The 19,063-nt window shown below is 52.7% G+C and carries 20 protein-coding genes; 5 read left to right on the forward strand and 15 right to left on the reverse strand.

What is annotated here, in order from left to right; genetic code table 11:
* Positions 1-9: 9 nt before the first annotated feature.
* From QMN38_RS16590 to pmbA, 7 genes are all read right to left on the reverse strand, one after another.
* Positions 10-654 (reverse strand): DUF4310 family protein, encoded by a 645-nt coding sequence (locus QMN38_RS16590; RefSeq protein ID WP_003830379.1) that lies wholly within the window; start codon positions 652-654, stop codon positions 10-12.
* A gap of 11 nt (positions 655-665) precedes the next feature.
* Entirely contained in the window at positions 666-1,442 is a 777-nt protein-coding gene (locus QMN38_RS16595; RefSeq protein WP_003025764.1) for a DUF4311 domain-containing protein, read from the reverse strand.
* Between the two features lie 22 nt (positions 1,443-1,464).
* On the reverse strand, positions 1,465-1,764 hold the full coding sequence (locus tag QMN38_RS16600) for a DUF4312 family protein (protein ID WP_038636649.1): 300 nt from the start codon (positions 1,762-1,764) through the stop codon (positions 1,465-1,467).
* Between the two features lie 2 nt (positions 1,765-1,766).
* Entirely contained in the window at positions 1,767-2,129 is a 363-nt protein-coding gene (locus QMN38_RS16605) for an SFCGS family glycine-rich protein (protein WP_137383954.1), read from the reverse strand.
* Positions 2,130-2,139: 10 nt separating this feature from the next.
* A complete protein-coding gene (locus QMN38_RS16610; protein WP_323605395.1) occupies positions 2,140-2,448 on the reverse strand; it encodes a glycine dehydrogenase in 309 nt (102 codons plus the stop codon).
* Positions 2,449-2,793: 345 nt separating this feature from the next.
* The gene (gene cybC / locus QMN38_RS16615; protein ID WP_005134218.1) at positions 2,794-3,180 is read right to left on the reverse strand and encodes a cytochrome b562; all 387 of its coding nucleotides are present in this window, start codon (positions 3,178-3,180) and stop codon (positions 2,794-2,796) included.
* Positions 3,181-3,260: 80 nt separating this feature from the next.
* A complete protein-coding gene (gene pmbA / locus QMN38_RS16620) occupies positions 3,261-4,613 on the reverse strand; it encodes a metalloprotease PmbA (protein ID WP_271440312.1) in 1,353 nt (450 codons plus the stop codon).
* A gap of 95 nt (positions 4,614-4,708) precedes the next feature.
* Here pmbA and yjgA point away from each other — a divergent pair, with 95 nt between their 5' ends.
* Positions 4,709-5,260 (forward strand): ribosome biogenesis factor YjgA, encoded by a 552-nt coding sequence (yjgA, locus tag QMN38_RS16625; protein WP_137378430.1) that lies wholly within the window; start codon positions 4,709-4,711, stop codon positions 5,258-5,260.
* Positions 5,261-5,297: 37 nt separating this feature from the next.
* On the opposite strand, the gene QMN38_RS16630 is transcribed toward yjgA, so the two are convergent.
* Both QMN38_RS16630 and mpl read right to left on the reverse strand, forming a co-directional pair.
* The gene (locus QMN38_RS16630) at positions 5,298-5,822 is read right to left on the reverse strand and encodes a GNAT family N-acetyltransferase (RefSeq protein WP_271440311.1); all 525 of its coding nucleotides are present in this window, start codon (positions 5,820-5,822) and stop codon (positions 5,298-5,300) included.
* A gap of 142 nt (positions 5,823-5,964) precedes the next feature.
* Positions 5,965-7,344, reverse strand: a complete 1,380-nt coding sequence (gene mpl / locus QMN38_RS16635; RefSeq protein ID WP_271440310.1) for a UDP-N-acetylmuramate:L-alanyl-gamma-D-glutamyl-meso-diaminopimelate ligase — start codon at positions 7,342-7,344, stop codon at positions 5,965-5,967.
* 175 nt (positions 7,345-7,519) lie between these two features.
* On the opposite strand from mpl, the gene fbp reads away from it, so the two are divergent.
* The gene (gene fbp, locus QMN38_RS16640) at positions 7,520-8,518 is read left to right on the forward strand and encodes a class 1 fructose-bisphosphatase (RefSeq protein ID WP_323605396.1); all 999 of its coding nucleotides are present in this window, start codon (positions 7,520-7,522) and stop codon (positions 8,516-8,518) included.
* 125 nt (positions 8,519-8,643) lie between these two features.
* Here the strand turns inward: fbp and QMN38_RS16645 are convergent, their stop codons facing one another.
* The 5 genes from QMN38_RS16645 to ytfQ form a co-directional block, all read right to left on the reverse strand.
* Positions 8,644-9,756 (reverse strand): methyl-accepting chemotaxis protein, encoded by a 1,113-nt coding sequence (locus tag QMN38_RS16645; RefSeq protein WP_271456367.1) that lies wholly within the window; start codon positions 9,754-9,756, stop codon positions 8,644-8,646.
* A gap of 103 nt (positions 9,757-9,859) precedes the next feature.
* Complete coding sequence (gene yjfF, locus QMN38_RS16650; protein WP_323605397.1) at positions 9,860-10,861, reverse strand: galactofuranose ABC transporter, permease protein YjfF; 1,002 nt, start codon at positions 10,859-10,861, stop codon at positions 9,860-9,862.
* Positions 10,848-11,870 carry a galactofuranose ABC transporter, ATP-binding protein YtfT gene (ytfT, locus tag QMN38_RS16655; RefSeq protein ID WP_271440306.1) on the reverse strand — a complete coding sequence of 341 codons (1,023 nt, stop codon included), beginning with the start codon at positions 11,868-11,870 and terminating at the stop codon, positions 10,848-10,850. Before ytfT ends, yjfF begins: the two co-directional genes overlap by 14 nt.
* A 13-nt stretch (positions 11,871-11,883) precedes the next feature.
* Positions 11,884-13,386, reverse strand: coding sequence for a galactofuranose ABC transporter, ATP-binding protein YtfR (ytfR, locus tag QMN38_RS16660; protein ID WP_323605398.1), 1,503 nt, complete (start codon positions 13,384-13,386; stop codon positions 11,884-11,886).
* A 103-nt stretch (positions 13,387-13,489) separates the two neighbouring features.
* Positions 13,490-14,446 (reverse strand): galactofuranose ABC transporter substrate-binding protein YtfQ, encoded by a 957-nt coding sequence (ytfQ, locus tag QMN38_RS16665; protein WP_271440304.1) that lies wholly within the window; start codon positions 14,444-14,446, stop codon positions 13,490-13,492.
* Between the two features lie 309 nt (positions 14,447-14,755).
* Here ytfQ and ppa point away from each other — a divergent pair, with 309 nt between their 5' ends.
* From ppa to QMN38_RS16680, 3 genes are all read left to right on the forward strand, one after another.
* Positions 14,756-15,283: an inorganic diphosphatase gene (gene ppa / locus QMN38_RS16670; protein WP_005134479.1), complete on the forward strand. Its 528-nt coding sequence runs from the start codon at positions 14,756-14,758 to the stop codon at positions 15,281-15,283.
* A 209-nt stretch (positions 15,284-15,492) separates the two neighbouring features.
* Positions 15,493-16,563 carry a 7-bladed beta-propeller protein YncE gene (gene yncE, locus QMN38_RS16675; protein WP_323605399.1) on the forward strand — a complete coding sequence of 357 codons (1,071 nt, stop codon included), beginning with the start codon at positions 15,493-15,495 and terminating at the stop codon, positions 16,561-16,563.
* Positions 16,564-16,649: 86 nt separating this feature from the next.
* The gene (locus QMN38_RS16680; protein ID WP_323605400.1) at positions 16,650-18,659 is read left to right on the forward strand and encodes a TonB-dependent receptor domain-containing protein; all 2,010 of its coding nucleotides are present in this window, start codon (positions 16,650-16,652) and stop codon (positions 18,657-18,659) included.
* Positions 18,660-18,716: 57 nt separating this feature from the next.
* Here the strand turns inward: QMN38_RS16680 and QMN38_RS16685 are convergent, their stop codons facing one another.
* On the reverse strand, positions 18,717-19,061 hold the full coding sequence (locus tag QMN38_RS16685) for a gamma-glutamylcyclotransferase family protein (RefSeq protein WP_048212859.1): 345 nt from the start codon (positions 19,059-19,061) through the stop codon (positions 18,717-18,719).
* Positions 19,062-19,063 lie beyond the last annotated feature (2 nt).

Genomic DNA, 19,063 nt, shown 5'->3' on the forward strand with positions numbered 1-19,063 from the left:
GGCACACCATCAACTAATGGCAATAGGGAAGATGGAACCGAGGATCATCGCCCCAAGGATCGCACCGCCGGTGATTGGTTTCTGCCACAGGTAAAACAGCAGTGCGCCCGCCAGAGAGCCGATCCCGATAGGAATAGAGGCCGTCATGGCACTGAGGATAATCAACGGCCCAAGGAAGCGGCCGGAGGCGTTGCCGGCCCCCATCATCACGTCAGCCCCGTAGGTCGAGTCGCTCTGATTGATGGTGAACTTACGCGCCAGAATGATGATGTAGCCAATCGCCAGACCAATCACCAGACCGGTGACCAGTGAGGCGGCAAAATTGGCGACCGGGAAAATAATGCCCGCCCCCAGTAGCAGCGCCGGAACGCCTAACCCAACACCGGTCTGAATCGCCCCGCCGATGTCCAGAATCCCCACCAGAGACCCTTCAATGATGCGGGCAAACAGGAAGCTTGCACCAAAAGCCGCTACCGCGCCGTAGGAGCCGGTATCCATTCCCGCTTTAAGCATCGCCACGAATGCCACTTCGTTGAATGCACCAATGCCATACAGGTAGTACATGTGCGTTCCGGCAAAGACGCCAGAAGAGAGCAGGCCAACGAAGATCGGGAACGACCAGTCGGCAAACCAAAAACCTTTATTTTGTTCCATGATGGCCTCCGTTATTTGCCGCTGAGCGAGTTGTGGATCAGTTCCAGCCAGTTAGGCACGGTCAGATGGAAAGATTCGATCATCTTCATATCGAAGCCGCGGAAGAAGCCGCTCAGGACGAACAGCGCGACGATAGCCACCATCATCACTTTGGTGACGTGGTTCCAGCCGCTCTCTTCAACACCTTTACCAATCAGGATACCGAGGACCAGACCCGGAACGGCGTTACCCATAATCAGCTGTGCTGCACCACCGAAAACGGTCGCCCAGAAGCCAGATTTTTTACCGGCATCGATCGCCGCCAGCCAGAAGATCACCGGCATTACCGTGTTGACCAGCAGGTTGGCTGCGGGAACCAGCACCTTAACGGCGGTAACCTGCAATGCTTCGGGTACGGATGATGCGGTAAGGTTCAGGAACGTCACAACGATCATGCCAATGACGCCACAAGCAATCGCCATGCGTTTAGGATCGTGCAGCGTTTCACCGACGTTGCGATTTTTGATCATCAGCGCGGCGGCACCCCAGTTGGGGATGATGCGGTGGTCAACGTCCTGAGTGAACGCCCCCGCCGCAACGGAAGAAGCCCAGGCGTTAAAGAAGAAGCCCAGGCCGAACGAGAAGTGAGAAGCCGGATCCCCTTCACAGGAATTCAGTTCCCCAAGGGTACGAAATGCGCCCATCCCTTGAGTGGTAGGCGCATGAAACATGCGTGCAGCCCCAGCGCCGACACCGACGCCAACCAGCGCGCCGATGATGAGCGATTTTATTAATATTATCAGGAACATAATTATGCCTTTTAATAGAGAATCAGCGTTGCGTAACGAAATCCACCTTGTCGAGATTGATGGCAGTCACGTTGACAGTCACATCCAGCTCCACGCTGAAAGTGCGTCTTTCCCGGCGTAGAAAGAGGAATAAAAACGCCTCTTTGCGCACCGTTTCACGCGCTTGAACGACCTGCACATCCTGTGGCTCAATACGCAGTAAGATATGCGGCGATGCTTTCATCACCGCAGCCTGAACGTGGTTCAGGGCATCGGCAAAGGCGCGCGCTTTGGCTTCGCCCTTGCCAGTGACTCTCACCGTGGTGGTGAATTGCTCTTTCATACTTAAGCGCCGTATTTCTTTTGCCACGCCTGTACCAGGCGCTCGCCGAGCTCTTCTTTGTCCATAAAGCCGAACCCCAGCACGTTGCAACCTTCGTTGATGGCGGTCACGCCCTCTTCAACCGAGCGCATACCATACTTCGCCTTGTAGCCGTATTTGGTCTGTGCAGTGATAGCCCCCGCGCCGCCGCTGCCGCAAAACGAGATGCCAAAGGTGGCATTTTCCGCTTTCATCACATCGCCCAGCTTCATATCAGCGGCAACGCCCGGTACCACAACCGCACGGCCGCCTGCTTTCTCAACACCTGCCGCCACTTTCTGGCCTTTACCCAGACGATCGCCAATCACTACGGTAATCTGTTCCATCTTTTGCTCCTTAAAGGTTGTCTTTCGCGACTTCGAAGTGCACCGACAGCAGCCAGGCCTCTTCCTCAGGAAGATTGCCAAACTCGGCGACGACGTCGCGGGCAAGCGCCATTGATTCGGCAGATATTTCATCAAATAAGCTGGAATCGACTTCAGGTAGCGGTTCACCCGTGACCGAGCGGTGCGCCATGGCGCGAACGTGCGATGTCAGCATCTGTTCCTGTACTGCGTTGGGAATAATGTGGCGTTCACGCAGCAAGGCATACACCTGCGCCAGCATGCGGTCGGCCAGTTCCACCGATTCCCCCATGTCATTCATTACAGCTCCGTTATTCACTCGTCTTACCCCACTAATGGCTCTGAGGGTAAAGTAGCGGTGGAGGTTAAAAGTTTGTAGCGAGTTGTTTTCCACTTCGAAGTGGAAACGGACGCAGCGACAGTGATCTGTGCCGCAAAAAGGGCGGGATTGGTTATTTTCCCCTTGGATAACGTGATGGAGATCGCACGAGATAGCAGGGAAACCGCAAGCGGCAGGAAAAACGGGTTGGCGTTAAAAGTTAAATAATGTGATGGGGATAACGTTTACTTATGGGTGAGAGTGGTGCCGGAGGGCGACGCTGTCGCGTCTTATCCGGCCTACGGTTGCGCAGGCCGGATACATAAATTAACGATACTTCTTGTGGTAAGCGTTGCGGGTGGTTTTCAGCTCTTCCGCTGCGGCTTTCGCCTCTGAGACTTTACCTTCATTCGCCAGTTTCAGCGCACCGTCGATCTGGCCGATCAGCGTGTCAAAACCGTGGCGGAAATCTTTCATCTCCGGGCTATCAGGGGATTTGCTTTCCAGCTTCGGTGGCGTTCCCTTCTGTGCATCCAGCGCAGCTGTACGCATTTTAGTTAACGCATCTTTTAGCTCGGTCGCGTTATCCGTTTTTTCAACGATCTTCAGGTTGTCGTTGAGGATCCCCATGTCGTCTTCAAGATCGGCTGCAAAGGCAGAAGAACCAAGAACCAGCGTTGAAGCCGCGACGATCGCTAACAGGTGTTTACGCATTGCTCACTTCCTTTTTATTATTAAAAAATAACGCCAGATACCCTAAATCATTCGAGCTGCAGCTTGAAGTATGACGGGTATTACTGCCCGGCGATCTTCATCTCCGGCAACAGTACCGAACCACACTGTATATTGCTGCGGGTTTCAATATCATTACCGACGGTGACGATATTTCGCCACATATCTTTTAAGTTACCGGCGATGGTAATTTCGCTCACCGGGTACTGAATTTCGCCATTTTCAACCCAGAAGCCCGCCGCGCCGCGCGAGTAATCCCCGGTAATACCGCTCACGCCCTGCCCCATCAGCTCAGTCACCACCAGGCCGGTGCCCATCTCTTTGAGCAACTGCTCGAAGCTTAGTCCCTGCCCCGGAATTCGCCAGTTGTGAATTCCGCCCGCATGGCCGGTGCTCTTCAGCCCCAGCTTACGCGCAGAGTAGTTGGTCAGCAGCCACTGGGTCAGCACGCCATCTTTAATAATGTCACGGCGTTCCGTACGCACGCCTTCGCTGTCAAATGGCGAAGAGGCCAGCCCTTTCAGCAGGTGCGGATGTTCTTCAATGGTCAGCCATTCCGGCAGAATTTGTTTGCCCAGCGAGTCCAACAGGAAGGTCGATTTACGATATACCGAGCCACCCGCAATGGCGCCGACGAGGTGCCCAAACAGCCCGGTCGCCACTTCATTGGCGAAAATAACCGGTGCTTTCATGGTGGAGAGTTTACGCGGCGACAGGCGCGATAACGTGCGGCGAGCACAGTCGGCCCCCACCCATTCCGGCGTTTGCAGATCGCCCATCGCACGGCCAATGGTGTAGGCATAATCGCGTTCCATATCACCATTTTCTTCAGCGATCACGCAGCTGGAAAGAGAGTGACGCGTAGAGCAGTAACCCTGCAACATGCCATGGCTGTTACCAAACACTTTGATGCCATAGTGGCTGTTAAAGCTGCCGCCTTCGGTATTGGTGATGCGTTTGTCCGCCTGCAACGCTGCCTGTTCAGCGCGCGCCGCCAGTTCGATAGCTTCATCAGGCGTGACTTCCGCCGGATGGAACAGGTCTAAATCGGGTGCATCAAAGGCCAGCAGGTCTTTATCAGCCACGCCTGCACACGGATCCGGTGAAGTGTAACGGGCGATATCCAGCGCGGCCTGCACGGTGCGCGCAATCGCCTGTGGGCTTAAATCGGTGGACGATGCGCTGCCCTTACGGTTCTGGTGATAAACCGTAATCCCCAGCGCACCATCGCTATTGAATTCTACGTTCTCCACTTCACCATAACGGGTGCTGACGCTAATACCCGTGGTCTTGCTTACAGCGACTTCCGCGCCATCCGACTGACCTGACGCTAATTCCAGTGCTGTCGAGACCGCTTCTTCCAGAATCTTACGCTGCGCTTCAACTTGTGAGATTACTTTCATCGCAAATGCCATAATGTAGAGAGAGTTTCTCTGAAGTCTAACAGAGAACCGTTTTTCAGTGCGCATCTTAACTGGTAACATTAGCCTCTTTTTTTAAGGAGCCTGACATGACTAAGCAGCCCGAAGACTGGCTCGACGACGTTCCCGGTGATGACATCGAAGACGAAGACGATGAAATTATCTGGGTCAGTAAAAGTGAAATTAAACGTGACGCCGAGGAGTTAAAACGCCTGGGTGTGGAACTGGTCGAACTGGGGAAAAACGCGCTGGATAAAATCCCGCTCGATGCGGATTTACGTGCCGCAATTGAGTTGGCCCAGCGTATTAAGATGGAAGGACGCCGCCGCCAGCTGCAGCTCATTGGTAAGATGTTGCGCCAGCGCGATGTCGATCCAATCCGCCAGGCACTGGACAAGCTGAAAAACCGCCACAACCAACAGGTTGTACTGTTTCACAAGCTTGAGCAACTGCGCGATCGCCTGATCGTCGAAGGTGATGATGCCGTAGAAGAAGTGCTGAACCTGTGGCCAACCGCCGATCGCCAGCAGCTTCGCTCTCTGGTTCGTAATGCGAAGAAAGAGAAAGAAGGCAACAAGCCGCCGAAATCAGCACGTCAGATCTTCCAGTATCTGCGTGAACTGGCGGAAAACGAAGCGTAATTCCGCAAAGGATGCCCCATCTCCTGGGGCACCACCTTTACAACGCCATCACATGATGGCGCAAATCCTCATTAAAGCGCTGGTAGCGTTCTGCATCTATTGCGTGCGGATAGCTCAGTACAATCAGTTCATGGTCAGCGATCCCCTGATGATACGCCGGATGCGTATGCGCCCATTCATTCGCACAAAACCCCATCGACTCATAAAAGCGTAAACGTTTATTAGCGATATCCGTTGTTAACGGATCAATCTCCAGAATCGTCATCGGAGAACGGGTGAGAATGGTGTGTAACACTTTTTTGCCATAGCCTTGCGAACGTAGCGCGCCATCAATCGCCAGATGCTCGATATACGTATATTCGTCGAAATCCCAGCAACCGCTGAGCCCCACAAATGTCGTACCGTCAAACCACGCTTCCAGCGCATAGTGCGGGTTACTTAACGCCAACTGTTTCGCTGGCATTTCCCGCTGCTCATGCCAGGGAAACGACTGAGCGTAAAGCGCATCCAACGGGAGAAAAAGTGCCGAGGTGGTAGACGTTATTTTTTCGCGAGTGAGCATAGTTAATACCGTTGTAGACAATCACGACCCTGCCAGAAAAACGTAATGCCTGTACCGCCTGGCGCGCAAAATAAAAAACCAGCCGCATAGCGGCTGGTCGCAGATGCACGCCAGAACAAAGACATCCAGACCTGGCGTTATTTTACTCTTGCGCTTCTGCCTGAGCTTTCTTCGCCAGACCATCCAGCAGTTTTTGATGAATACCGCCAAAACCACCGTTGCTCATTACCAGGATATGATCGCCGGGTTGTGCGGTTTTCACTACCATATCCGCCAGCGCATCCACATCACCACTCCAGTGAGCTGGCTGGACACAGGCTTCAGCGACTTCCGCTACCTGCCACGGAATATGCGGTGGTTGCAGCAGGAATACTTCGTCCGCGCGGCCTAATGATGGCGCGAGATCGTCTTTGCACAGTCCCATTTTCATGGTGTTAGAGCGAGGTTCCAGCACCGCAATAATGCGTGCCGTGCCGCCCACTTTCCCGCGCAGCGCCGCAAGCGTTGCCAGAATTGCGGTTGGGTGGTGGGCAAAATCGTCATATACCGTCACGCCGTGCGCTTCACCACGCAGTTCAAGTCGACGACGAGCGTTAATGAACGAGCCTAGCGCATTCGCCGCATCGGCTGGCAGCACCCCCACGTGACGGGCTGCCGCAATCGCCATCAGGCCATTGTGCATGTTGTGTTCGCCTACCAGGCCCCACTTAACTTCACCCACTTTTTCACCGTCCAGCCACACTTCCCACTCGGAAGCATCGGTGGTCAGTTTTTTCGCCTGCCAGTGACCCTGCTCGCCCACCAGCTCCTGTTCGCTCCAGCATCCCATCGCCATCGTCTGTTTCAGATTGATGTCGTTTTCCGGGTAGATGATGCGTCCCTGACCCGGCACGATGCGCACCAGGTGATGGAACTGTTTCTGAATCGCTTTCAGATCGTCAAAGATGTCCGCGTGATCGAACTCAAGGTTGTTGAGGATCAGGGTTCGCGGGCAGTAATGCACAAATTTGGAACGCTTATCAAAGAAGGCGCAGTCGTACTCGTCCGCTTCAATCACGAAAAAGTTGCTTTCACCCAGACGCGCGGAAACTTCAAAGTTACCCGGCACGCCGCCGATCACGAATCCCGGTTTATAACCACAGGCCTCGAGGATCCAGGTTGCCATTCCCGCCGTAGTCGTTTTACCGTGCGTCCCCGCTACCGCCAGTACCCAGCGATCGCGCAACACAAAGTCATGCAGCCATTGCGGACCAGACATGTATGGAATGTTCTTCTCCAGCACCGCTTCCACGCAGGGATTACCACGGGTCATCGCATTACCGATGATCACCAGGTCCGGTTGTGGGTCGAGCTGGCTGGCATCGTAACCCTGAATCAGATCAATACCTTGTTTCTCAAGTAAGGTGCTCATCGGCGGATACACATTGGCGTCCGAACCCGTTACTTCATGACCGAGCGAGCGTGCCAGCATCGCCAGACCGCCCATGAAAGTGCCACAAATTCCCAAAATATGAATGCGCATACGTCACTATCCTTTTTTAATCTGGGGGCCATTTTACGCACATGTCTGGCAACTGAGAAACGCATTTCAGGATATTCCGTAGTTTGCTGGCGCGATTCACCTGAGCGCGATAGCTGAAATATTTGTTAATATTGTTGCGGTCGCTTTACTCCACATAAATTGCAGGGAAAGTGTTATGAAAACGTTAGGTGAATTTATTGTCGAAAAGCAGCACGAGTTTTCTCATGCTACCGGTGAACTCACTGCTTTGTTGTCGGCAATAAAGCTGGGCGCCAAGATCATCCACCGCGATATCAATAAGGCCGGTCTGGTCGATATCCTGGGTGCCAGCGGTGCAGAGAACGTGCAGGGAGAGGTGCAACAAAAACTCGATCTGTTCGCAAACGAAAAACTGAAAGCTGCACTGAAGGCGCGCGACATCGTGGCGGGTATTGCCTCAGAAGAAGAAGATGAAATCGTCGTCTTTGAAGGCTGTGAACACGCAAAATACGTTGTGCTAATGGATCCACTGGATGGCTCATCCAACATCGATGTAAACGTCTCTGTCGGTACGATTTTCTCTATTTACCGCCGCGTAACCCCTGTCGGCACACCGGTCACGGAAGAGGATTTCCTGCAGCCGGGCAACAAACAGGTTGCTGCAGGTTACGTTGTTTATGGTTCATCCACCATGCTGGTGTACACCACCGGTTGTGGCGTACACGCCTTCACCTACGATCCTTCTCTGGGCGTATTTTGCCTCAGCCAGGAACGTATGCGCTTCCCAGCCAAGGGGAGCACTTACTCCATTAACGAAGGCAACTACATCAAATTCCCGAACGGCGTGAAGAAATACATTAAATTCTGCCAGGAAGAAGATAAGTCCACTCAGCGCCCGTACACCTCGCGCTACATTGGCTCTCTGGTTGCCGATTTCCATCGCAACCTGCTGAAAGGTGGGATCTATCTGTACCCAAGCACCGCCAGCCACCCGCAAGGGAAACTGCGTCTACTGTACGAATGCAACCCGATGGCCTTCCTGGCCGAGCAAGCGGGCGGCAAGGCAAGCGATGGTAAAGACCGTATTCTGGATATCACCCCAGAAAGCCTGCACCAGCGTCGCTCCTTCTTCGTCGGTAATGACCATATGGTCGACGATGTAGAGCGCTTTATCCGCGAGTTCCCGGACGCGTAAGCGCAACATCCCGGCCTATAACGCGTTGTAGGCCGGATAAGCGAAGCGTCATCCGGCACGATGCGGTGATATTGCCGGATGGCGGCGTAAACGCCTTTATCCGGCCTACAAAATCCTACGTTCGGTTAGACTGTCTGTAGCTTAAATACGGCCATGGCTTCGATTAGCGCTGAAGACTGCTCTTCCAACGAGCGGGTAGCCGCTGAAGACTGCTGTACCAACGCCGCATTCTGCTGCGCCGTTTCATCCATCTGACTCACCGCGATATTCACCTGCTCAATCCCACGGCTCTGCTCCTGAGACGCGCTGGCAATTTCACGCATCAGCTTGGTCATACGCATAACCTCGGTCGCGATTTCATCCATGGTTTCACCCGCCTGTTGCGCCAATTCACTTCCCTCACCCACATGCGTATGGGAATCGCTGATCAATGTACGGATCTCTTTTGCCGCCTCGGCGCTACGGCTGGCAAGATTGCGTACTTCTCCTGCTACCACCGCAAAACCACGGCCTTGCTCACCCGCGCGCGCCGCTTCAACGGAGGCATTGAGTGCCAGGATATTGGTCTGGAAAGCAATACCGTCAATCACACTGAGGATATCGGCAATTCGGCTGGAACTGCCTGAAATATCGCGCATTTTTTCAATTACATAGCACACCATCTCACTGCCCCGATCGGCGGTATCCGATACCGATTTTGCCAGCTGATGCGCCTGCTCTGCGTTTTCCGCGTTCTGTTTCACGGTCGCGGTGAGTTCTTCCATACTGGCAGCGGTCTGTTCCAGCGACGTGGCGGTGGATTCTGTACGTTGCGCCAAATGCTGGTTGCCTGCGCTCAGTTCACGGCTGCCAACATCAATTTGCGAGCTGGCTTCACGCACACGCTGCACAGAATCACCCAACGCATGGCGCATTTCATCCATCGCAGCGTTAAGGCGGTTGAATTCAGCGCTGGCCGATAACGTGCTAACAGGCGACAAATCGCCTGTCGCCAGACGTTCCAGCTGTTCAATAATGTTATCCAGGGGTTTAAGAAACTTATTTCGCAGCATAAACCAAATGACCGCCAGCAACGCAATGGCAGCCAACATGGCAGCACTCATAATACCGTGATAAACCAAAGAGTTAATAACGCGGGTGGCGGCATAAAGCCCCATACTGCCGGTCAGCAACAGAAGAAACGTCAGCAGAGACAATAACACCAACAAACTTGATCGAATTGAAAGGGATTTTGGCATCGTTATATTTCCGGTTGTAGGGATAAAACAGACCTGTACAGAACCTATCGACTACAACCGGAAAAAGTTTAGGTATTTAAATGTTTTCTGGAAAATCATGATGTTACTTTGGTACTTCAGCCGTACTCACGCGAGTGACCGGCGAGCTCTGACGATTTTCCCAAAGCACCGTGAGACCACGTTGTAAGGCAATAAAAATAAACAATAAAATGCCAATCGCGATTTTTGTCCACCAGGAACTTAATGTGCCATCAAAATTAATATAGGTCTGAATCAGCCCCTGAATGGCAACGCCAAATAAGGTACCTAAAACCGTACCAACCCCACCGCTGAGCAACGTACCGCCAATCACTACCGAGGCGATAGCATCCAGTTCTACTCCGACACCTGCCAGCGCATAACCGGCCTGGGTATAAATGGAAAAGACAATGCCGGCAAGCGTCGCAAGCCCGGTGGACAGCATATAGATACGGATGGTGGTGCTGCGGGTTGAGATGCCCATCAGGTTGGCCGAAGTGGCGCTGCCACCAATGGCGTAAACCTGATTACCAAAGCGCGTACGGTGCGCCAGGAATATACCGATGACGACGACCCCTAGCATCAGCAATCCCATCGCGCTCAGGCGACCACCGCCGGGAATTTTCCATGCCAGACTTGAGAGCGTGTCATAAACAGGATGGTTAATCGGGATGGATTCTTCTGAGACCAGATAGCTGACGCCGCGCAGGAAGAACATTCCCGCCAGGGTAATGATAAATGCAGGGATCTTCAGGGCATCAATCAGCAATCCCATAAACGCACCAAACGCACAGCCCATTGCCAGAATCAAAGGAAACGCCAGCAGTGGCGAAATCCCCCAGTAACCAATCGCTTTTGCTAAAAATACCCCCGTAAAGGCAATCACCGACCCGACGGAAAGATCGATCCCCCCGGAGAGAATGACGAAAGTCATACCCACGGCGATAATCCCTAAAAAGGCGTTATCAGTCAGAATATTGCAGATCACCCGGGTGGAGGCAAAAGCCGGAAATTGCGTCAGGCAATAGAGGTAGCCCAAAATAAAGACCCCGAGGGTGATCATCAGCGGTAAATTACGTTTTATCACGACCGCGCACTCCTTTTATCAGGCTGATAAAGCGTTGTGACTGCACGACCAGCACGCACAACACCACGATGGCTTTGACCACCTGATTCAGTTCCGGCTGGAAGCCCGACAGTAAAATCCCGGTGTTCATCCCCTGAATGATCAACGCGCCAATTACCGATAGCAGCAGGTTAAAACGTCCGCCCATCAGCGAACCTCCGCCAATCACCACCGCCAGGATGGCATCCAGCTCCAGCCATAACCCGGCGTTATTGGCATCAGCCCCGCGAATATCCGCGGTGACAATAATGCCCGCAATCGCTGCGCACAGGCCGCTGAGTACATAGGTAAGCATCACAATGATGCGGGTGTTGACCCCGGCATTTTTCGCCGCACGAATGTTGATGCCTACCGCTTCAATAAACATGCCCAGCGCCGTTTTTCGTGTCAGCAACCAGAACACTACCAGCGTTAGCAATGCAATAATCACAGGCGTGGGGAAAAGCAACAGCGAGCCGCTGCCAAACCACGACAGATCAGGTGAGTTGAAGGTGACGATCTGCCCGGAGGTGATCAACTGCGCAACGCCGCGCCCGGCGACCATCAGGATCAGCGTCGCGACAAACGGTTGGATCTTGAGGATCGCCACCAGAATCCCGTTCCACAACCCCGCCAGAAGGCCGGAGCCTAAGGCAGCAAGCAGCACCACGGGTAAGCTGTGCCCGGCAACCGTCATCGCAGCGGTTGTCGCCCCTGCAATAGCCATCACCGCCCCAACGGACAGATCGATGCCGCCAGTGGCAATCACCAGCGTCATACCAATCGCCAGTAGCGCCACGGGCGCGGCGCGGTTGAGAATATCAATCGGGCTGCCGAACAGGCGGCCATCTTGCAAAATGACCTGATAAAAATGCGGCGCGACCAGGCTATCCACCAGCAACACCAACAGCAGCGCCACCAGTTGCGGCATTCCCTTTGGCCAGCGAAACCGCCGCTCAGGCGGATTGGATTGAGGGAGAGATTGAGGCATCACCATAGTCTCCTTAGGCCGCAATAGCGTTCATGATCGCCGGTACGGACAATTCAGCCAGCGGGATCTCGGCCACCTGTTTGCGATCGCGCATAATAATGACCCGATCGGCATAGCCCACTAACTCTTCCAGTTCGGATGAAATCACCAGTAGCGCCAGACCATCCGCGCACAGCGTTTCGATCAGGCGGATAATCTCGGCATGCGCACCAACGTCGATCCCACGCGTGGGTTCATCGAGGATCAGGAACTGCGGTTTGGTCAGCAACCAGCGCGAGAGCAAGACTTTTTGCTGATTGCCGCCGGAGAGAAATTCGATCGACTGCTCAGCGTTGGGGGTGCGAATACCGAGCTGACGAATAAAACGCTCGGCGATCTCGTTTTGTTCTTTCCGCGGGATGGGCCGCAGCCAGCCGCGCTGCGCCTGAAGGGCCAGAATGATATTTTCCCGTACCGAAGCCGCGGCGATGATGCCATCCGTTTTGCGATCCTCCGGGCAGAAGCCGATCCCCAGACACGAAGCTTGATGCGGCGATCGCAAGGTCTGCGATTTACCTTTGATCAGCGCACTGCCGCTGTCCGCAGGTTTAATACCGAAGATCACTTCCGCCGTTTCTGTTCGTCCCGATCCCAGCAGCCCCGCCAGCCCAACGATCTCGCCGGGACGCACCTGTAGATCGAACGGCGCGATGGTACCTTTTTTGCCAAAATCCCTGAACGCCGCCACTGGCTTATCGCTCAGCAACGTGCGGCCTGCACGCTGTAGCGCATGGGTATCCAGTTCGCGGCCCAGCATCATTTTGACCAGTTCGATTTGCGGTAATTCCCGGGTTTCACGGCAGCCAACGAAGCCGCCGTTCCGCAGGACGGTAATGCGATCGCTGACCTGATAAACCTGATCGAGAAAGTGGGTGACGAAGATCAGACTGACGCCGCGATCGCGCAGATGTCGCATCAGACCAAACAGCATTTCAACTTCCTGGGTATCAAGGCTGGCGGTGGGCTCATCGAGAATTAACACTTTCGCGGAGAGATCGATCGCCCGACAGATGGCAACTATCTGCTGCATCGCCACCGAAAAGCGGTTCAGCGGCTCGCGCACGTCGAGCGAAAAACCGTAAGACGCCATCAGCTCCGTGGCACGTTTTTCCATTTGCTTGCGTTGCAACAAACCGAAGCGTCGCGGCTCACGACCAATAAAAAGATTATCTGCCACCGACATATTGGGCAGCAGGTTTACTTCCTGATATACGGTGCCAATCCCCAGTTGCTGGGCATGAGCAGTATTCTTAGGGGAGATAGTCTGGCCTTCGAGCCAGATCGTGCCGCGATCGGCATGATAAACGCCGGTCAGCGCTTTGATCAGCGTCGATTTTCCGGCCCCGTTTTCTCCCAGCAGCGCCATAATCTCGCCACGACGCAAACTGAAATCCACATTATCCAGCGCCTTAACGCCGGGAAAGAATTTGCTTAATCCTTCGGTGCGGAGGATTTCCTGATATTGGTCGGTGGTCATGGTTCCCCCTGCATCACGCCGGATGGCGCTACGCTTATCCGGCCTACAAAAGAGCGTAATGTAGGCCGGGCAAGCGCAGCGCCCCCGGCATTTTCATGAAGGCCTAGTAGCCCATGTTTTTCTTCTTCTCTAACTCTTCTTTTGCGGTATCAGGCAGATAGAGGATGGATTTGGTAATGGTCAGCTTCTCAGGCATCGTGCCGTCTTTCTTGAATTTCTCCAGCGCATCGAATGCCGGCCCTGCCATATTTGGCGTCAACTCGACGCTGGCGTTGGCTTCGCCATCAATCATCGCTTTATAGATATCTGGTACGCCGTCGATTGAACCGGTCAGAATATCTTTGCCCGGCTTCAGACCCGCTTCTTTAATCGCCTGGATAGCCCCGATCACCATGTCATCGTTGTGAGCGTAAACCATGCAGATGTTCTTGCCGTTGTTTTCAGCTTTGATAAAGCTCTCCATGACTTCTTTGCCTTTGCTGCGGGTGAAGTCCCCGGACTGAGAGCGAATAATTTTGATGTTTGGCGCGCTGGCGATGGCTTCGGCAAAACCTTTTTTACGGTCAATCGCCACGCTGGCCCCGACGGTCCCTTGCAGCTCAACCACGTTACACGGTTTGCCGTTCACCTCTTTAATCAGCCAGTCGCCGATTAATTTACCTTCCAGCACGTTATTGGCAGTAACGGTGGTCATATAGAGAGATTTGTCTTTTACATCGATGGAACGATCGAGCAAAAAGACCGGAATGTTGGCATCTTTCGCTTCTTTTAACACCGGCTCCCAACCCGTTGCCACAACCGGCGCAATAAAGATGGCATCCACGCCCTGCGCGACAAATGAGCGTACGGCTTTGATCTGGTTTTCCTGTTTTTGCTGGCCGTCAGCGATTTTCAGCGTAATACCACGCTTTTCGGCCTCGCTTTTCGCCACATTGGTTTCCGCCGCGCGCCAGCCGGATTCAGAGCCAACCTGCGAAAATCCTACGGTTAAAGGGGCTGCCATTGCCATAGACGACATGGCTGTCGAAACTGCTGTGACTAAAAGTAAGCGCTTCCACATAAGTGCGTCCTCGTAGGGGGAATATTGTTGGTTAATAAACAGTCGCGAAAAAACTATAGACAATTGAGCATGTAACGAATTGCGTTACATCACACTTCAAAAAAGTAAATAAAACGTTAATCACAACTTTGTAATCGCTTTCATATCACTATGAAAAATGTGGCTGAAGATATGGATTTTCCTGTCACGAAAGAGAAGAAAAAAGAAGAAAATGTGCGCCGCGAAATCGAAAACAAGCGGAGACATTCGGCGCGAGTTGGCTATAATACCCGCCACTTGTTTGCCATAGCTTATTTAAAGGAAACAGACATGAGCTTACTCAACGTCCCTGCCGGTAAAGATCTGCCGGAAGATATCTACGTTGTTATCGAGATCCCTGCAAACGCAGATCCGATCAAATACGAAGTTGACAAAGAGAGCGGCGCCCTGTTCGTTGACCGCTTCATGTCCACCGCGATGTTCTATCCGTGCAACTACGGTTACATCAACCACACCCTGTCTCTGGATGGTGATCCGGTAGACGTTCTGGTCCCGACTCCGTACCCGCTGGAGCCAGGTTCAGTTATCCGCTGCCGTCCGGTTGGCGTACTGAAAATGACCGACGAATCCGGTGAAGATGCGAAACTGGTTGCCGTACCGCACACCAAACTGAGCAAAGAATACGATCACATCAAAGATGTGAACGACCTGCCGGACCTGCTGAAAGCGCAGATCACTCACTTCTTCGAGCACTATAAAGACCTCGAAGCGGGCAAATGGGTGAAAGTTGACGGTTGGGACAACGCTGAAGCGGCTAAAGCTGAAATCGTTGCTTCCTTCGAGCGCGCGAAGAAATAATTTCGCCTGCGCTGAAAACCCTGAACACCAGCCTCTGGTTAGTAAGGGTTTTTTTATGCCTGTACTTTCCCTCCCTTTATTCTCCCGGTAGCCCGCTGGTTTCTTTTTGACCTACCAGATTGGGTAGTCACATTTCATTCATCTTATTTGCGAATGAGATTAGATCTCATTATCATTCGCAACACGTAAATAAATGTGAATAAAAGTCAATGAACCTCCACACTGTGAAGTCCCTGAAACACTATTCCGGCGTAGCACTCGTCACGGCGCTGTTATTTACCAGCCTGCCCAGCACGGCAGAGACGCTGCCTGAAAACGATTTTCTGACCCACGATGTCGGTAACGGCGTGTATGAACTGGCGGTTGATAGTCAGCAGAACACGCTTTTTGCCGCCTCGTCTCCGTCATTTGATAAAGACAAAACCAGCGGGCTTATCTACAAACTCGATCTGGAAAAACTCACAACCACCGAAGTCATCAAGACCAGCCGCCGCGCCTTCGCCACCGCGCTGGATGAAGAGAACCAGGTACTGTATGTCGGTAATACGCTGGAAGGTTCAGTCACCTTAATCGATACCCGCAGCGGTAAAGAGCTGGCGATACTGCAACTGAGCGAAGCCAGCAACCCGAAAGATATTGTCCATACCCGTGAAATGGTGCTCGATAAACAGCATCACCGCCTGTATGTCTCCGGCGTGGCTGAAAAAGGCATTGTCTGGGTCGTGGATACGCAAAAACGTGAAAAAATTGCCACTCTTGAAAACATGGGTCAGTACCCGATCGGTATGGCCGTTGATGCTGATAAAGATCGCTTGTATGTCGTGAATGGCCGAAATGAACTGATTACGCTGGATACCACCAGCCAAAAAATTATTAACCGTTTTACCATTGAATCTGACAAAAAACATTTCTTCCTGAATATTGCGCTTGATGCAAAAAATAATCGTGCGTTTCTGACCGATCCTGATCTGGCTGATGTTCTGGTTGTCGATATTAATAATGGAAAAGTTATTGCACCAATTAAGGTCATTAATTCTTTAGCCGTGCTATATAACGAAAAACGCCAGGAAGTTTATATTACCCACCGTAATGCAAAGCGCATCAGCATTGTGGATAGCAAGACTTATCAGGTAAAACAAAGCATTGAAACCCAGGCCTTACCTAACAGCCTCGCGCTTTCGGCTGATGCTAACACCCTGTATGTCAGTATCAAACAGTCGGAAAAGATGATTGGCATAAAACCCGACTACGTGCTGAAAGTCGATCTCTCTAAATATTAATAATTAAAAACGCTTCTTACACCTTGCAGCTTTTCCGGGTTGCAAGGTGATGCTTTTATTTTTTTACTTTTCAGGTGTCTTATATTATGAAAACGCGTCAACTTATTACGCTGACGGGGATCGTCGCATTCTCTGGCGGTGTTATCTTTCCCTCACAGGCCGAGGAACTTAGCGAGGCCTCCCGCAATAGTGAAGATGAAATGGTGATCACCGCATCAGGTTTCTCGCAGCAAAAGCGCGAAGCGCCGGCCACCATTTCGGTTATCGATCGTAAAACGCTGGATATTCAGCCGGACCGTAGCATTGGTGAAGCCATTAAAAATCTTCCCGGTGTTTCAGTCACGAATAGCAGCGGCATGAACGCGGGCAGCATTATGATCCGCGGTATGGACCCGTCTTACACGGCCTTCATGGTAAACAGCGTCAAACAGAATACCGGTGAGTCGCGCCCCTACGGCCATGATATTGGTACCGAAGCCAACTTCTTACCGCCTATGGAGGCCATTGAGCGTATTGAGGTTATTCGCGGGCCGATGTCATCGCTGTACGGTTCAGACGCTATCGGCGGTGTGGTCAACGTCATCACCAAAAAACCGTACGGCGCGAAAGACTGGACGACGGCAATTGCGGCGAATACCTGGCTTCAGGAACACCAGTATTTGGGTAATACCAGCCAGATGAACCTGTTTACCATGGGGCCGATTGTGCCCGATGTGCTGGGCCTTAGCGTGGCGGCCGACTGGCTCGATCGCCGCGATGACGATCGAAATAACTATTTCGGCAAACACAACCGTAAATCCGTTGATATGACGCTGGGTCTTGCCGCCAGCGAAAACAACCTGTTCGACCTCAACGTGGTCACCGGCGAGCAGGAGAAAAATCGCACTCAGAAACGCGGTGCGCCGTGGTCATGGCTGTTCGATCGTAATGCCGCCACCCTGACGCATACCGGCTGGTACGCAGACGATACCATCGCGACAACCAACTACATTAACTACGAGAAAGGCCGTTCGAAATACGTCTATAACGGGCAGACTCCACAGTATGTGCAGATGGAAAACTATGTCGCTAATTCGCAAACCACATTTACACTCGACAACCATAAACTGACCATCGGGGCGAATTTTACCCGCGAAGAGTTAAATGACCGCTTTGATGTGGCTAACAAAACGCTGCCCGGCTCAGAGCCGGTAACTAAAATCAGCCGCAACGGCTGGGCGCTGTTTGCTGAAGATGGTTGGAGTATCGACGATTTCATCCTGACCACCTCGGCACGTATGGATCAGGACGATAACTTTGGCACGCATATTACGCCAAAAATGTACGGTAACTGGGCCTTCAGCGATGCCTGGGCGCTAAAGGGCGGTATTTCGGCAGGATATAAAAAACCGGAGCTACGCGCGACCTCCAGCAACTTCGTCACCCCTTACGGCTCAACCGTGCCTTATCCATTCCTGACGGTAGGTAATGACGACCTGAAACCAGAGAAAAGCGTTAACTCTGAGCTGGGTCTCTACTGGACGGGCGATGCGCTGGCTCTGGATAGCACGGTCTTCTATACCCAGTTCAAAGACAAAATCGCTGAACAAACCATTTGTGAAACCACGGCGACAAACCAGTGCTCGGTGAATGGCTACAAAGCAGATTCCGTCAGTAAATACTTTAACGTCAGTGAGGCAGACGTATACGGCATTGAGCTGAATGCCGACTGGCAAATTAGCGCCGACCTCAAAGCCAACGCTAACTACACCTGGAACCACAGCGAGCAGAAAAGCGGCGTCAACAAAGGCTACGCGCTGAACGACTACCCGCGTCATATGGCGAATCTGTCGCTGACCTGGGCGGCGACACAGAGTCTCGACGTGTGGAGTACAGTGAACTATCGCAGCAGTAACCGCAACAGCGGCAATAATTACAAATACGATGACTACACAATGGTTGATGTGGGCTTACGTTATCAGCTCAATAAGCACACGCAGTTGATGGCTGGCGTCTACAACGTGTTGGATGAAGATCCGAAGCTGACTACCGCGTGGAATGAATCCGCTCAGGTGGAAGGCCGTCGCTATAATCTCGGCGCGCGCGTAGAGTTTTAAGCCTTAAATAAACAACGCCGCCCGAAGGCGGCGTTGTTTATTCTCGTAGGCGATATATCAGTACTGGTCTCGGTCTAACCAGTTACCGCTTTCAATCAGCGTTAATCCCTCGACTGAACGTTGGTACACGTACATCCATGCACTTCCGTACGGCGTCTGAATTAACTGGCGTGCATATTCGCCACCTCGCGTACGCAGAGCGTCAAGCTCTGCCAGCGTGGCGTTGTCAATACGATAAACTTCCCCGTGTACCGTTCCGTTCCCCGGAACTGCGCCTGGATAGTGGCCCAGGCTATACAACTGGTAGTTGTCGATACTGAAATTTCCCAGCAACAGGGCATTGGTCATCCAGTGGCTGTTGCCTTGTTTGGTTCGTAAACTGCCGTAGACAAATATTCGCATTG

The sequence above is a fragment of the Citrobacter sp. R-1.5.2 genome (assembly GCF_035064245.1).
Classification (GTDB): Bacteria; Pseudomonadota; Gammaproteobacteria; order Enterobacterales; family Enterobacteriaceae; genus Citrobacter.

Bases quoted from the DNA above. Each gene is read 5' to 3' on its own strand.
- QMN38_RS16605 (WP_137383954.1), bottom strand. From the start codon at position 2,129: ATGGAACAGATTACCGTAGTGATTGGCGATCGTCTGGGTAAAGGCCAG.
- QMN38_RS16680 (WP_323605400.1), top strand. From the start codon at position 16,650: ATGAAAACGCGTCAACTTATTACGCTGACGGGGATCGTCGCATTCTCT.
- cybC (WP_005134218.1), bottom strand. From the start codon at position 3,180: ATGCGTAAACACCTGTTAGCGATCGTCGCGGCTTCAACGCTGGTTCTT.
- ytfR (WP_323605398.1), bottom strand. From the start codon at position 13,386: ATGACCACCGACCAATATCAGGAAATCCTCCGCACCGAAGGATTAAGC.
- ytfQ (WP_271440304.1), bottom strand. From the start codon at position 14,446: ATGTGGAAGCGCTTACTTTTAGTCACAGCAGTTTCGACAGCCATGTCG.
- QMN38_RS16630 (WP_271440311.1), bottom strand. From the start codon at position 5,822: ATGCTCACTCGCGAAAAAATAACGTCTACCACCTCGGCACTTTTTCTC.
- yjgA (WP_137378430.1), top strand. From the start codon at position 4,709: ATGACTAAGCAGCCCGAAGACTGGCTCGACGACGTTCCCGGTGATGAC.
- yncE (WP_323605399.1), top strand. From the start codon at position 15,493: ATGAACCTCCACACTGTGAAGTCCCTGAAACACTATTCCGGCGTAGCA.
- QMN38_RS16610 (WP_323605395.1), bottom strand. From the start codon at position 2,448: ATGAATGACATGGGGGAATCGGTGGAACTGGCCGACCGCATGCTGGCG.
- QMN38_RS16600 (WP_038636649.1), bottom strand. From the start codon at position 1,764: ATGAAAGAGCAATTCACCACCACGGTGAGAGTCACTGGCAAGGGCGAA.
- fbp (WP_323605396.1), top strand. From the start codon at position 7,520: ATGAAAACGTTAGGTGAATTTATTGTCGAAAAGCAGCACGAGTTTTCT.
- ppa (WP_005134479.1), top strand. From the start codon at position 14,756: ATGAGCTTACTCAACGTCCCTGCCGGTAAAGATCTGCCGGAAGATATC.
- QMN38_RS16685 (WP_048212859.1), bottom strand. From the start codon at position 19,061: ATGCGAATATTTGTCTACGGCAGTTTACGAACCAAACAAGGCAACAGC.
- QMN38_RS16645 (WP_271456367.1), bottom strand. From the start codon at position 9,756: ATGCCAAAATCCCTTTCAATTCGATCAAGTTTGTTGGTGTTATTGTCT.
- QMN38_RS16595 (WP_003025764.1), bottom strand. From the start codon at position 1,442: ATGTTCCTGATAATATTAATAAAATCGCTCATCATCGGCGCGCTGGTT.
- pmbA (WP_271440312.1), bottom strand. From the start codon at position 4,613: ATGGCATTTGCGATGAAAGTAATCTCACAAGTTGAAGCGCAGCGTAAG.
- QMN38_RS16590 (WP_003830379.1), bottom strand. From the start codon at position 654: ATGGAACAAAATAAAGGTTTTTGGTTTGCCGACTGGTCGTTCCCGATC.
- ytfT (WP_271440306.1), bottom strand. From the start codon at position 11,870: ATGCCTCAATCTCTCCCTCAATCCAATCCGCCTGAGCGGCGGTTTCGC.
- mpl (WP_271440310.1), bottom strand. From the start codon at position 7,344: ATGCGCATTCATATTTTGGGAATTTGTGGCACTTTCATGGGCGGTCTG.